The following is a 13,386-nucleotide window of genomic DNA, read 5'->3' as shown; positions in this document are numbered from 1 at the left end:
TTTATAGATAGCTTGCAAATCTTACTCTGTAACTAGAAGCCTTATTTTCAAAAACTTTCCAGTTGCCATTTTTATTTAAAAGCTGGCTTGTGCCTCGTTAATTTGACCACTGCTTCTGTTCTAGCCGTGTGTGGAAACATGTCAACGGACTGGATATAATGCAGGTCATAAACCTCTAGCAATCGGACTAAATCACGCGCCAAGGTAGACACATTGCAGGAAACATAGACCATCTTTTCAGGAGCGTATTTGACAATGGTATCCAAGAGCTTATCATCTAAACCAGTACGCGGCGGATCCACAATCAAAGCATCTGCACGATAGCCTTCCTTGTACCAACGAGGAATAATTTCTTCTGCAGTTCCTGCTTCATAGTGAGTATTGGTATAACCCATACGCTTAGCATTTTCTTTGGCATCCTCAATAGCTTCTGGGATAATATCCATCCCTCTCAAACTTTTGACTTTTTTCGCAAAGGCAAAACCAATGGTCCCAACACCACAATAAGCATCAATCAGATGGTCGTCCTCAGTCACGTCCAAGGCCTTAACCGCTTCATTGTAGAGAATTTCTGTCTGTTCAGGATTAAGCTGGTAAAAAGCTCGAGGCGAAAGAGAAAATTCATAGTCTAATACACCCTCGCCTATACTATCCTGCCCCCAAATAATCTCTGTCTTATCCCCATAAATCTCACTAGTTTTAGCAGTATTGGTATTGACTGCGACAGTCACTACTTCAGGATAATCCTTGACTAAGTCTTTCACAAATTGAGTCAGATTCAATTGACGATTGGTCACAATGATAATCTGGACTTGCCCAGTTTTCCGTGCTCGACGAACCATGATAGTCCGAACTCCAAGAATTTTCCGTTCATCCGTAATCGGAATTTGATGGTAGGTCAAGAGTTCGGCAATGCGATTGGCAATCGCTTGTGTCTCCTTGTCTTGAACAAGACAGTCCTTTAACTCGACCAAATAATGGGAATTCTGAGCATACAAACCTGCCTTGACTTGACCTTTAAACTTTCGCGTTTGGAATTGCAGTTTAGCCCGATAATACTTGGGTTTCTGCATACCAATGGTTGGTCTGATTTCAAAATTTTCATAGCCAGCAGGTGCAAATTTCTTCAGAGCTTGATGGAGGAGATCCGTCTTGAATTCTAACTGCTTGTCATAATGAAGGTGCATGATCTGACAGCCACCACACTCATTATAAATAGTACAGTCTGGAACTACTCGAAACTTAGATTTTTTATTGACCTCAAGCAGTTTAGCCTCAACGTAGTTACGCTTAACCGAAGTCACCTGACAATAGATATCTTCTCCCTTGAGGGCTCCTGGAACAAAAACGAGGGTTTTCTGGAAAAAACCAATTCCTTCCCCGTTAATCCCCATACGCTTGATTTTTAATGGAATTTTTTGTTTGACTTTTAGATTCATAAGTCTATTATACCACGTAGTTTCTCAATGATTAAGAATATGTTACAATAAAACCATGAATACAAAGATATCTTTTTCCTCATTGGATTTTCCTGAGCAATTACGAACTTATATAGAGGGGGCAAATCTATCTGATAGCTCTTCTCATTCAGGCGCAAGAGTTCTCTATCTTGATTCAGGTTACTATTTAAAAATTGATCAAAAGGGAAGATTAGAGCGAGAAGCTAGCATTGCGAGTTGGTTTGAACAAGAGGGAATAGGAACTCCAGTCATCCACTATCTATCTACAGATAAAGACTACCTCCTGACTAAAGAAGCCATTGGTCATGATGCTCTCGCTTTTTTAGACCAGCCAGAAAAAATCTGCCGAACCATGGCAGAGGCTCTTAAAAAGCTTCACAACTTAAACCCACAAAATTTTCCATCAAAAAATCATTTAAAAACCTATAAAGAAAGAGCCTTTAAAAACTATGAAAAAGGGGAGTTCTATGCCAAGGCGCTCCTACCCCAATTCCAAATTAACAGTCGCAAAGAGGCCTTCCAACTCATCCAAGAACAAGGGCACCTTTTAGAAACAGATGCCTTTATTCACGGTGATGCCTGTCTACCAAACTTTATTCTAAAAGATGCTGACCACTTCTCTTGTTTTATTGATCTTGGTTTGGCTGATTTTAGTGACCGGCATATCGATCTCTTTTGGGCAGTTTGGTCCCTCAACTACAACTTAAAAGATCCCAAATATGCTGAACTATTTCTCGACTATTACGAGAGGGAACTGGTTGATAGCAACAAACTTCGACTCGTTGCTGCATTCGAAGCATTTGGATAAGAGGTAAACCATGAAAATCACAAAACTTGAAAAGAAAAAAAGACTCTTTCTACTTGAGCTTGATAGCGACCAAACCTGCTACATTTCAGAGGATACCATTGTTCGCTTTATGTTGACTAAAGGGAAAGAGATCTCAGCTGAAGAACTAACTGAGATTAAATCCTTTGCGCAATTTTCCTACAGTAAAAATCTAGCTCTCTACCACTTATCCTTCAAGGCCCGTACTGAAAAAGAAGTTAGAGATTATCTTGCCAAACATGAAATTGATGAGAAAATCATCCCCAAAGTTATCCAGTCTTTAAAAGATGATAATTGGATCAATGATCGCCAATATGCACAAGCTATCATCAATTCCAATCAGCTTTCAGGTGATAAGGGAAGCTATATGCTGATGCAGAAGATTTCTCAAAAAGGCGTTGCCAAATCTATTATCCAAGAAGTCTTACAAGAATTTGATATGACGGAAGTCGCAGAGCGCACAGCTGAAAAACTACTGAAAAAATACCAGGGGAAATTACCTGCCCGTGCTCTACAGGATAAGATTATCCAAAGCCTAACCAATAAAGGATTTTCCTACACAGAAGCCAAAACAGCCTTTGACCAATTGGATAGCCAGGTCGAAGAAGAAACCGTTCAAGAGCTGATTTTTAAAGAGTTAGATAAGCAATACCCAAAATATTCACGAAAGTATGAAGGATACGAACTGAAACAACGTTTGACCCAAGCTTTAGCACGAAAAGGCTTTGATTTTTCGGATATAGCCAGTGCTCTCAGAGAATATCTTTAATTTTTTCATGAAAAAACTAAGAACTTTAAACAAAAATGTGATACAATAGTAAACGATAAACTTATAAATTGTAGAAAGTTGGTTAGTTATGAAACTTCCAAAAGAAGGCGACTTTATTACAATTCAAAGTTATAAGCATGATGGGAGTCTCCACCGTACTTGGCGAGACACCATGGTACTAAAAACAACAGAAAACGCTATTATTGGCGTCAACGACCACACACTTGTTACCGAAAGTGACGGTCGTCGTTGGGTGACTCGAGAACCGGCTATTGTTTACTTTCACAAGAAATATTGGTTTAATATTATCGCTATGATTCGTGAAAATGGTATCTCCTACTACTGCAATATGGCAAGTCCTTACTATCTGGATGAAGAAGCTTTAAAATACATTGACTATGATTTGGATGTTAAAGTTTTTACAGATGGTGAAAAACGCCTCTTGGACGTTGAGGAGTATGAACGACATAAGCGAAAAATGAAGTATTCTTCTGATCTAGACTATATTCTGAAAGAGCATGTAAAGATTCTTGTTGATTGGATTAACAATGAGCGAGGTCCTTTCTCAGAAGCCTATGTCAACATTTGGTACAAACGCTACGTAGAACTAAAGAATCGGTAAAGTTGTCAGAGGTCAGGATTAAAATCCTGACCTCGTTTTTTTTATGTGACTTTCAGTCCGTCTCGCACCTCACGGAGCGAGACAAATAAACCACCCGCTATGCGGGTGCGCGTCGAAGGTTATACCAAAAAAACTCCAAGCGCGATACAATAAAGGTGTTCAAGCCAATTGTAAAGCGAAAGGAGAAAACCATGGCACAAAAGTCTCATAGTTTATCACACACAAAGTGGATGTGTAAATATCACATTGTGTTCACCCCTAAGTATAGACGAAAAGTGATCTATAATCAATATCGAAGTAGTTTGGGAGAAATATTCCACCGATTATGTAGTTATAAAGGTGTTGAGATTATCGAAGGTCATTTAATGCCTGATCATGTACATATGTTGGTAAGTATTCCACCTAGGATAAGTATTTCAAGTTTCATGGGGTATTTAAAAGGCAAAAGTGCACTCATGATGTTTGATAAACACGCCAACCTCAAGTATAAGTTTGGGAATCGGCATTTCTGGGCGGAAGGTTATTATGTGAGTACAGTAGGGCTTAATGAAGCCACAATTAAGAAATATATTCAAGAGCAGGAAAAGCATGATATAGCACTAGATAAATTGAGTGTAAAAGAATATGAGGATCCCTTTAGGGATAGTGGTAAGTAATACTCACGCCTCTTTAAGAGGCAAGTGACGAGTCAAGAGCAATAGGGCTTGAACAACGTGAAAGCCAGCGTCTTTAGGCGCTAGCTGGTAATTTGAGCTTATAGCCCTAGTACAAACCACCCGTTTGACGGGTGGTTATGATTGATTTTCAACGAGCCTTTGAGTGGCGACTAATTGAACTGTTTATCAGCCTTCTAAATTCCAAAAAGCTCTTTTAAACAAAACTTCATGTTTATCCACAAATCTTAAGTCTCAACTAGTTTATTGAAGGCTCGCGAGTCATGGGCTAGGAATTCAAAGATTAGTCCATCAATTTCTGGCTATCACTTTTCCCTAGTAAAAAACCTGCCACATTGGGCAGGTTTCCCTTTAAATATCTAACTTCGTAACAGTGAACTTGATATGCGAATAATCTTTCTCGATATCCTTATCTACCATAAAGGCTGTTGCATCCTTCTTGACCTGTACCAAGTCAATATTCTGGGCTTGAGCGGCATAGACACAGCCACAGTAGCATTGGCGATAAATGTCATACTCTTCACACATTTCTACAGAACGTTTGTAGCCTTGATTTTTCTTAAAGTCACTCGGAAGATAATGCGTGGTGTAGATTTTCTGCACATCAATCCCGATACTATTGATGGTTTGTGAATTTTTGTGAGGACTGATAGTCAGGGCCGAACCAAAGTAGTCAAATCCCAAGTCCATAGCTACCTGCGCTGTCTTATCCAGACGATAGTCAAAACAAACCTTGCAACGATCGCCACCTTCAGGTTCTTCTTCCAAACCTCTGACCAGCTGACGGTATTCGTTGGGTTCATAGGGTGCTTCTAGATATTGAACCTTGTTGCCAGTTCGTTCATTGAAATCACTAACAAACTTTTTTGTCACATAGGCACGCTTGTGATACTCAGCTTTAGGATGGATATTGGAATTAGCAAAATAAATAGTCACATCCGCATACTTGGTCAAGTACTCTAGAGTGTAGGTGCTACAAGGAGCACAACAGACGTGCATGAGAATAGTGGGTCTTTCTTCATTTTTTTCCCAAACTTGGACCATCTTTTGCATGACACGGTCATAGTTGATCTTTTGATTGGGATTCATCTTACTTAGAATTTCTTCTACATCGATCATACTCTTCTCCTTTTCCTCTTGCTATTGTACCACAGGATTATCCTTTGGGCAAATAGGTTTTCGTGCTTTACTCAGTTTTTAAGTCCTTGTCCAATACCTTGCCCATCCTTTTTAGACCGATTATTAGGATAGGGTAGGTTAAAAGCAAGATAAGACCTAGAACTAAAAAGACAGCTACAAGACCCCAACGATCGATCAACCAACCTGTCAGTGGAAATATGACAATCATGGAAAGACTAAAGAGCATGGAATTGATACTAAGCATAGTTGCTCTTACACTGGAAGGTAAATAACCTTGTAAGTCATTGAAATAGATCGGCTGATAAACTGCATAAAGTGTATCAGTTAAAAGATATACAAGAAGAAAAGCAAAGGGGGTCCCTGAAAACACCAACAACAAGGCCAAGCCCGTTAGTGCAACAAGAGTCGGAAAAACTCGATTACTATTCCATTTTTTACCGATTTGACTAGCTACATAAACCGCTATAAGATTTAATCCACTACCAATCAGCATAACCAGTGAAACCTGCCATCCTGCTAAGTCACTTATTTTCTGCTGATAATAAAAGTAAAACATACACATGAGTGTCCCGACTAGCTGGTAAGTCAGCATCCAGTAAAAGAGTACTGGTTTTTCCTGCCATTCTTTACGAACTTGCTGGACAATCTTTTTAAAGGTTAAGACTTCATTTATTTCTCTCTTAGCCATTGGTTCTTTCATCAAATAAATCAGGATTATAGAAAGAAATGATAACCCAATAGCAATTAGATAGGTCCAAGCCAATGCTCCGTGAATAAAGAAACCTGCCACAACTGTACCTAGAGTTCGAGTAACTTCTGCCACACCAGACAAAAAGCTAGAAATCTGAAGATAACGGTCCTTTTGACCCGCTTCAACCGCTGAATCATATAAGAAAGCGGTGCTGGTCCCCGAATCAAAATTGTAAGACCAAGCATTAACCATCATGGCAATCGCATAAATCCAAAAATTTCCCTGACCAAATAAAATCAAGATAGAGGACACAATACTGGCCAAGCGAGCCAAATAGAGATTGGTCTTGTAACTAAATCGATCAGCCAACATACCAGATGGGATTTCACACAAGAGACTTGTCCCATGAAAAATACTCTCTAATAGACCGATTTGAAGCAAGGATAGACCATTTTGGATGAAAAATAAAATCCAAAAACTGGTGATTCCAAAATAAGAAGTGAATTCCAAACCTGCCAGGAGTGGAATATTGCGTTTGTAAGTTCTTTTAAACATCGTTTTCTCTCTTTCAATATATAATATGAGTTTTTCTAAAAGACTTACTTAGAGTTGCCTACATTTTCTCCACCTCTTTCGTTTAAAATAATACTCAATGAAAATCAAAGAGCAAACTAGGAAGCTAGCCGCAGGCTGCTCAAAACACTGTTTTGAGGTTGTGGATAGAACTGACGAAGTCAGTAACATATATACGGCAAGGTGAAGCTGACGTAGTTTGAATTTGATTTTCGAAGTGTATAAAAACGCCAGACGGCGTTTTTATAGTTCTTAAGGTTTGATACGGTGCAACATACGTGGGAATGGAATAGCTTCACGGATGTGTTTTGTACCAGCTGCGAAGGTTACCATACGCTCGATACCGATACCAAATCCACCATGTGGGACTGTACCGTATTTACGAAGATCAAGGTAGAATTCATACTCAGTACGATCCATACCGAGTGATTCCATCTTCGCTACAAGGGCATCGTAGTCTTCCTCACGCATTGAACCACCGATGATTTCTCCGTAACCTTCTGGTGCGAGCAAGTCTGCACAAAGTACGCGGTCTGGATTACCAGGAACTGGTTTCATGTAGAAGGCCTTGATGTCTGCTGGGTAGTTAATCACGAAGGTTGGTACACCAAAGTGGTTTGAAATCCATGTTTCGTGTGGTGAACCAAAGTCATCACCATGCTCGAGATGTTCGTAGTCTGCATCTTCATCATTTTCATGCTCTTGCAAAAGGTCAATGGCTTGATCGTAAGTGATGCGTTTGAACGGCTCAGCAATATAGCGTTTCAAAAGCTCCGTATCACGCTCCAATGTTTCCAAGGCTTGAGGAGCACGGTCAAGAACACCTTGAAGCAAAGCTTTAACATAAGCTTCTTGCAAGTCAAGTGACTCATCATGTGTCAAGTATGAATACTCTGCATCCATCATCCAGAACTCAGTCAAGTGACGGCGAGTTTTTGATTTTTCAGCACGGAATACTGGACCAAAGTCGAAGACACGACCAAGAGCCATAGCACCTGCTTCAAGGTAAAGCTGACCAGATTGGCTCAAGTAGGCTGGTGTTCCAAAGTAGTCTGTTTCAAACAGTTCTGTAGAATCTTCTGCAGCATTTCCTGAAAGAATTGGGCTATCAAATTTCATGAAGCCATTCTTATCAAAGAACTCATAAGTTGCATAGATGATAGCATTACGGATTTGCATGACAGCTACTTGTTTGCGTGAACGCAGCCACAAGTGACGGTTATCCATCAAGAAGTCTGTTCCGTGCTCTTTTGGAGTGATTGGGTAATCTTGAGATTCACCGATAACTTCGATGTCTGTAATATCCAACTCGTAACCAAATTTAGAACGTTCGTCTTCTTTAACAATCCCTGTCACGAAAACAGAAGTTTCTTGGCTTAGGCGTTTGATGGTGTCAAATTTTTCTAGACCTACTTCTTCACCGAATTTTTCGATAAAGTTTGGTTTAAAAGCGACACCTTGGAAAAAGGCTGTTCCATCACGCAATTGTAAGAAGGCAATTTTCCCTTTTCCTGATTTGTTGGCAACCCAGGCTCCGATGGTCACTTCTTGACCAACGTAGTCTTTTACTTCGATAATTGTTACACGTTTTGTCATCATTTATCTTCCTTTTTCGTTTAACTTGTCCAAAGACATTATCACTCATTATTGTACCACAAATAATGCCTGATAGCTAGCTAGTTTAACAGAAATTCATAAGTTTTTAGCTACAAAAACCTCCGCCAAAAGGACGGAGGTTTAACTTCTTATTTTTCCATAAATTGGTGCAAACGACGAATGGCTTCTTTAAGAGTTTCCAAGTCTGTTGCGTAGCTGAGACGAACATTTTCTGGTGCTCCAAATCCGGCTCCTGTAATCAAGGCCAGACCAACTTTTTCAAGAATAGCCGTTGTAAATGCTGTTACATCGCTATAACCTTTCATCTCCATAGCTTTTTTGACATTTGGAAAGAGATAAAAAGCTCCTTGTGGTTTGACAACTTCAAAACCAGGGACTTCACACAAGAGTGGATAGATGGTATTCAAACGTTCTTCAAATGCTTGACGCATAACTTCCACAGAATCTTGCGGTCCAGTTAGTGCCTCGATTGTTGCGTATTGAGATACCGCAGTCAGGTTAGAAGTCGTTTGACCTGTTAGTTTACTCATGGCAGCGATGATTTCTGGATCACCAACTGCATAACCTACACGCCAACCAGTCATGGCATAGGCTTTTGAAACCCCATTAATAACAATGGTTTGCTTACGAATAGCTTCTGACAGACTTGAGATTGGGACGAACTCATTCCCATTATAGACCAAACGACCATAAATATCATCTGCTAGGATGAGAATGTCATGTTCAACAGCCCAATTTCCAATGGCCAAGAGTTCCTCACGAGAATAGATCATCCCAGTCGGATTAGATGGTGAGTTTAGTACCAAGACTTTGGTCTTATCTGTGCGAGCTGCTTCTAATTGCTCCACTGTTACTTTAAAGTGATTGTCTTCTTTGGCTTGGACAAAGACTGGAACACCACCAGCCATTTTAACTTGGTCACCATAGCTGACCCAGTAAGGGGTTGGAATGATAACCTCATCTCCAGGATTAACCACAGCCATAAAGAAAGTATAAAGGGAAAACTTAGCACCTGTAGCAAAGGTGACTTCATTTGCCGCCACAGAATAACCATAATAACGTTCAAAATAGGTATTGACCGCTGCTTTTAATTCAGGCAAACCTGAAGCTACCGTATAGAAAGAAGCACGTCCATCTCGAATAGCCTCAACTGCAGTATCCTGAATACTCTCAGGAGTATGAAAATCAGGCTGACCTAAAGTTAAGAAAAGAACATCTTTTCCTTCAGCCTTTAATTTCTTAGCTCTTGCATCACTAGCCAGAGTGACACTTTCTTCCATTTCTAAGACACGTTTAGATAATTTCATAGCTTCTCCTTTTCGATTAGGGCACCAGATTCAAAATCTACTAGATAATAGTCTCCTCCAGACTTGATTTCCCAGACAGGTTTTTCAGCATAGCGTCCAAAGGTAACCGTATCAATTTCAGTTGCTCCTTTTTCTCTAACAACTGCTTCTGCTTTTTCTTGTGAAGTACCATTTTCTAGTTGATATACGTAAATATTGTTATTACTTTTCTCTATTAAAACAGCAACTGGTTTCTGATTCTTATCTTGACCAAGAACACTATAATAGCTTTCTAAGCCATTAAAGATATCAACCTGACTGACCGTTTCTAGATTCGCATACTGCTTAGCCAGTTTTTCCCCTTCTACCTTTGCTGTCTGATAAGGCTTCATGCTAAGCCACACCAAATAGAGAAAGGAAGAAGTCACAACTAGAGCCAGCAGGGTCAAGCCAATGCTGTACTGAAATAATAAGGAATTTTTTTCTTTTTTCTGTCTCATTTTCACTCGTCTATTTTACCATCTATCCTAGTGAATTACAAGTGAATAAAGGGGAGGATTTAGCAAGGAACTTCTCTTATGACAGGAGTATATGAAGCTTGAATCATTGATTTCACAGTCTTTTCATAATCTCTACTCCTAAAAATAATCTTGACTATCATAGATTTTTATTTTCTGAGCAGATTTCTTGCAAATGATTTCCTTTTGTTGTAACATTGTTTATAACAACAGAGACAACTCTGATTAAAATCTAAAGGAGACTCCCTATGTCTAAAAAAGTATTATTTATCGTTGGTTCACTTCGCAAAGGTTCTTTCAACCACCAAATGGCTCTAGAAGCTGAAAAAGCTCTTGCTGAAAATGTTGAAGTCAGCTACCTTGACTACTCTACAATTCCTTTATTTAGTCAAGACCTTGAAGTTCCTACACTTCCAGCTGTAACAGCAGCTCGTGAAGCAGTTCTTGCTGCTGATGCTATCTGGATCTTCTCTCCAGTCTACAACTTCTCGATTCCTGGTACAGTGAAAAACTTGCTTGACTGGCTTTCACGCGCAATTGACTTGTCTGATACACGCGGAGCATCTGCTCTTCAAGATAAGATTGTAACAGTATCATCTGTAGCCAATGCTGGTCATGACCAACTCTTTGCAATCTACAAAGACCTCTTGCCATTCATCCGTACACAAGTTGTTGGTGAATTCACTGCAGCTCGTGTCAACGATTCTGCTTGGGCAGATGGCAAATTAGTCCTTGAAGACAGTGTTGCTTCTTCCCTAAAACAACAAGCTGAAGACTTGGTTCAAGCTATTCAATAATTGAATTGAAAAAAAGATAGTAGAAAATGTTAGTTTCTACTATCTTTTTCTTAATCAACAAATTCATCAATCATACTATGTTTTAGTGGTAAACTACACATCACTAAAAGGAAAATAAAGGATGATTGAAGCCAAAAGAGAGCCAAATCAAAAATTCCGTGCACAGCTACTACTGTCAAGAAAGAGAGGTAAAGTCCAAGGATAGGACGCTTACTAGGTACTTGACTCATATCAATCAACATTCGTACCGGAGTGGCAGAAGCAATCCCCAAGAGAACGGTACCAACAACTCCATAACTCAAAATCGTATCTATATAAATACTATGAGCATGTTCATGATAAGGTGCTCCAATACGAGGGAAAGAGTGCATGTAGGTTAGTGGTCCTTCACCCCAGAATGGATTTTGCTTAAACAAGGCCATTCCAGCATTCCAGATAGAAACACGTTCTTCCATAGATGAATCTAAGGTTCCCATTCGAACACCCAAATCACTAGAAAATAGAAAGGCTAAACCAACCCCAAAAACTCCAACACTAAGCCAGAAAGCACGCCAGTTCTTAATAGTTGTGAAGAGATAAATAATCGCTCCAAAGATAATGGCTGGAAAAGCTGTGCGATTCTGCGTAAAGTTTAAACCGAATAAATTAGCAAAGATGGCAATCATAGAAAAGATTCGTAACCACCTTAACTTCGTTGTACTAATCAGATAAAAACCAATCATGATACAGAAACAACAGATAATTCCATAGTAATTGGGATTAAAGAAGGCAACCTCCGCTCGATTTTGATGCCAAACCTGCATTCGTGGTGAGAGGAAGGTATAATCAAATTTCTTTACAATTTGGAAATGTTCCAAGGCTGCAAAGGCTGCTGCAAAGACACTTAAGGCTAATATTCCTTCAATCGTCAACCTGAAAAATTTAGGAGTCAACTGGGATTGATAGTAGTAAAAGAAGATGGCAAACAGAAACATGGCCACCGAAGAAAATACTCCCATCACATTTTGTGCCAGAAGAGAAATTGCAGTGCTATAAGCAATAAAAAAGAGCAAGACAGGGTGTTGAGACAAACGTTTCAAGATCCCCTTCATCTCCCCAGTATATACCAACCAAAGTAAGTAAGAGATAAAAATAATAACAAAAAGATAAAAAGGAAGAAAAATACTCAGAATAACTCCTAAAAGAAGTCCTTCTTGTTTCGATAAACTTTTTAACTTTTCAATGACACCTATTGATTTCACAACAGATCCTTTCCTTCTGAATATCACATTCAGATAAATAAGCTATTAAAACATTTTACCATTTTTCAAGCGATTTGAAAACCTCTTTGCCTCTATCATCGTGACTAAAACAAAGTAAAATTTTATAGTTAGCTAAGATTACTTGAAAATCGCTATCCCTTTTTTAAAAATATGGTACAATAAATCTAATTATTCCAGAAAGGGTCTAGCATGAAATCCTACCAAGAAGTCTATAAAATACTAGTTACTGAGACTGATTATCTAAGCGGAGAAAAAATAGCTGAGAGATTAAACCTATCTCGAACTTCAGTATGGAAGGCGATCCAACGTCTCCAACAAGAGGGACTGGAGATTGACAGTATCAAAAATCGTGGGTATAAACTTCTGGACGGAGACCTTATCTTGCCTCAGGAAATCGAAGCGAATAGTCCCATCACTGTCCAGTTTAAACCCTCAACAAAATCCACCCAAACCGATGCTAAAGAGGCTATGGAAGCTGGTGCCAAAGGGGATAAACTCTACCTTTCCACTAGCCAAACTATGGGACGCGGTCGTTTTCAACGTCCCTATTATTCTCCAGATAAGGGGGGGATTTACATGTCCCTTCACCTACAACCCAATCTCCCATATCAGAATCTTCCTGCCTATACGCTTCTAACAGCTGGAGCTATCTACAAGGCTATCAAAAACCTTAGTTTAATCGACGTGGATATCAAGTGGGTCAATGACATTTATCTGAACCAGAAAAAAATTGCTGGTATTCTAACCGAAGCCATTACCTCCGTCGAAACTGGACTCGTTACAGATGTTATCATTGGGGTCGGGATCAACTTTTCGATCGCTGAATTTCCTAAGAATCTACAAACTAAAGCTGGAAGCTTATTTTCTCAACATACTCCCATTACTCGTAATGAATTGATTGCTGAAATCTGGAAATGTTTCTATGAAACAGAAGTCGATGAACTCCTCTATCTCTATAAAAAGCGCTCAATCGTTTTAGGAAAAGAGATTTCTTTCAAGAAGGATCAAGAAATAATCACAGGAAAAGCCTGTGACATCTCTGACCAAGGCCAACTGCAGATAGAATTAGCAAACGGTGAAAAGATTTGGCTCAATAGTGGCGAAGTTTCACTGACTAAATGGTAATTCTACTAGATCAAAAAAATCGACCT

General features: G+C 39.3%; 13 protein-coding genes. 6 read left to right on the top strand and 7 right to left on the bottom strand.

All coding sequences use genetic code 11. The features are described 5' to 3' along the window. Nucleotides 1–71: 71 nt before the first annotated feature. Nucleotides 72–1,439 (bottom strand): 23S rRNA (uracil(1939)-C(5))-methyltransferase RlmD, encoded by a 1,368-nt coding sequence (gene rlmD / locus QM877_RS05530; RefSeq protein WP_414310939.1) that lies wholly within the window; start codon nucleotides 1,437–1,439, stop codon nucleotides 72–74. A 55-nt stretch (nucleotides 1,440–1,494) separates the two neighbouring features. On the opposite strand from rlmD, the gene QM877_RS05525 reads away from it, so the two are divergent. From QM877_RS05525 to tnpA, 4 genes are all read left to right on the top strand, one after another. After that, nucleotides 1,495–2,268 (top strand): aminoglycoside 3'-phosphotransferase, encoded by a 774-nt coding sequence (locus QM877_RS05525; RefSeq protein ID WP_414310940.1) that lies wholly within the window; start codon nucleotides 1,495–1,497, stop codon nucleotides 2,266–2,268. Nucleotides 2,269–2,278: 10 nt separating this feature from the next. Continuing rightward, nucleotides 2,279–3,055 carry a recombination regulator RecX gene (recX, locus tag QM877_RS05520; protein WP_414317800.1) on the top strand — a complete coding sequence of 259 codons (777 nt, stop codon included), beginning with the start codon at nucleotides 2,279–2,281 and terminating at the stop codon, nucleotides 3,053–3,055. Between the two features lie 88 nt (nucleotides 3,056–3,143). Continuing rightward, complete coding sequence (locus tag QM877_RS05515; RefSeq protein ID WP_000775325.1) at nucleotides 3,144–3,677, top strand: DUF402 domain-containing protein; 534 nt, start codon at nucleotides 3,144–3,146, stop codon at nucleotides 3,675–3,677. A gap of 191 nt (nucleotides 3,678–3,868) precedes the next feature. Next, complete coding sequence (tnpA, locus tag QM877_RS05510; protein WP_414317799.1) at nucleotides 3,869–4,333, top strand: IS200/IS605 family transposase; 465 nt, start codon at nucleotides 3,869–3,871, stop codon at nucleotides 4,331–4,333. 369 nt (nucleotides 4,334–4,702) lie between these two features. On the opposite strand, the gene QM877_RS05505 is transcribed toward tnpA, so the two are convergent. From QM877_RS05505 to QM877_RS05485, 5 genes are all read right to left on the bottom strand, one after another. Beyond that, entirely contained in the window at nucleotides 4,703–5,470 is a 768-nt protein-coding gene (locus QM877_RS05505; RefSeq protein WP_000567559.1) for an epoxyqueuosine reductase QueH, read from the bottom strand. A gap of 67 nt (nucleotides 5,471–5,537) precedes the next feature. After that, nucleotides 5,538–6,737: an MFS transporter gene (locus tag QM877_RS05500; protein WP_414317798.1), complete on the bottom strand. Its 1,200-nt coding sequence runs from the start codon at nucleotides 6,735–6,737 to the stop codon at nucleotides 5,538–5,540. 270 nt (nucleotides 6,738–7,007) lie between these two features. After that, nucleotides 7,008–8,351, bottom strand: a complete 1,344-nt coding sequence (gene asnS / locus QM877_RS05495; RefSeq protein WP_045763626.1) for an asparagine--tRNA ligase — start codon at nucleotides 8,349–8,351, stop codon at nucleotides 7,008–7,010. A 149-nt stretch (nucleotides 8,352–8,500) separates the two neighbouring features. Further along, nucleotides 8,501–9,679, bottom strand: coding sequence for a pyridoxal phosphate-dependent aminotransferase (locus QM877_RS05490; protein WP_414311300.1), 1,179 nt, complete (start codon nucleotides 9,677–9,679; stop codon nucleotides 8,501–8,503). Beyond that, nucleotides 9,676–10,164: a DUF5590 domain-containing protein gene (locus tag QM877_RS05485; RefSeq protein ID WP_414311299.1), complete on the bottom strand. Its 489-nt coding sequence runs from the start codon at nucleotides 10,162–10,164 to the stop codon at nucleotides 9,676–9,678. Before QM877_RS05485 ends, QM877_RS05490 begins: the two co-directional genes overlap by 4 nt. 260 nt (nucleotides 10,165–10,424) lie before the next feature. Here QM877_RS05485 and QM877_RS05480 point away from each other — a divergent pair, with 260 nt between their 5' ends. Then, entirely contained in the window at nucleotides 10,425–10,973 is a 549-nt protein-coding gene (locus QM877_RS05480) for an NADPH-dependent FMN reductase (RefSeq protein WP_414311298.1), read from the top strand. Nucleotides 10,974–11,023: 50 nt separating this feature from the next. On the opposite strand, the gene QM877_RS05475 is transcribed toward QM877_RS05480, so the two are convergent. Beyond that, nucleotides 11,024–12,214, bottom strand: coding sequence for an O-antigen ligase family protein (locus tag QM877_RS05475; protein WP_414317797.1), 1,191 nt, complete (start codon nucleotides 12,212–12,214; stop codon nucleotides 11,024–11,026). A 210-nt stretch (nucleotides 12,215–12,424) separates the two neighbouring features. Here QM877_RS05475 and birA point away from each other — a divergent pair, with 210 nt between their 5' ends. Continuing rightward, nucleotides 12,425–13,360 carry a bifunctional biotin--[acetyl-CoA-carboxylase] ligase/biotin operon repressor BirA gene (gene birA / locus QM877_RS05470; RefSeq protein ID WP_414317796.1) on the top strand — a complete coding sequence of 312 codons (936 nt, stop codon included), beginning with the start codon at nucleotides 12,425–12,427 and terminating at the stop codon, nucleotides 13,358–13,360. Nucleotides 13,361–13,386: the final 26 nt, after the last annotated feature.

Origin of the sequence: Streptococcus infantis (assembly GCF_047463655.1) — a bacterium.
GTDB classification, from domain to species: Bacteria; Bacillota; Bacilli; order Lactobacillales; family Streptococcaceae; genus Streptococcus; species Streptococcus infantis_Z.
The sequence above is the reverse complement of the archived record's forward strand: the minus strand, read 5'-3'. Positions and strand labels throughout refer to the sequence as shown.

Excerpts from the sequence above, each read along its gene's own strand:
- QM877_RS05515 (WP_000775325.1), top strand. The coding sequence starts at position 3,144 with ATGAAACTTCCAAAAGAAGGCGACTTTATTACAATTCAAAGTTATAAG.
- birA (WP_414317796.1), top strand. The coding sequence starts at position 12,425 with ATGAAATCCTACCAAGAAGTCTATAAAATACTAGTTACTGAGACTGAT.
- rlmD (WP_414310939.1), bottom strand. The coding sequence starts at position 1,439 with ATGAATCTAAAAGTCAAACAAAAAATTCCATTAAAAATCAAGCGTATG.
- QM877_RS05525 (WP_414310940.1), top strand. The coding sequence starts at position 1,495 with ATGAATACAAAGATATCTTTTTCCTCATTGGATTTTCCTGAGCAATTA.
- QM877_RS05500 (WP_414317798.1), bottom strand. The coding sequence starts at position 6,737 with ATGTTTAAAAGAACTTACAAACGCAATATTCCACTCCTGGCAGGTTTG.
- recX (WP_414317800.1), top strand. The coding sequence starts at position 2,279 with ATGAAAATCACAAAACTTGAAAAGAAAAAAAGACTCTTTCTACTTGAG.
- QM877_RS05480 (WP_414311298.1), top strand. The coding sequence starts at position 10,425 with ATGTCTAAAAAAGTATTATTTATCGTTGGTTCACTTCGCAAAGGTTCT.
- tnpA (WP_414317799.1), top strand. The coding sequence starts at position 3,869 with ATGGCACAAAAGTCTCATAGTTTATCACACACAAAGTGGATGTGTAAA.
- QM877_RS05505 (WP_000567559.1), bottom strand. The coding sequence starts at position 5,470 with ATGATCGATGTAGAAGAAATTCTAAGTAAGATGAATCCCAATCAAAAG.
- QM877_RS05490 (WP_414311300.1), bottom strand. The coding sequence starts at position 9,679 with ATGAAATTATCTAAACGTGTCTTAGAAATGGAAGAAAGTGTCACTCTG.
- asnS (WP_045763626.1), bottom strand. The coding sequence starts at position 8,351 with ATGACAAAACGTGTAACAATTATCGAAGTAAAAGACTACGTTGGTCAA.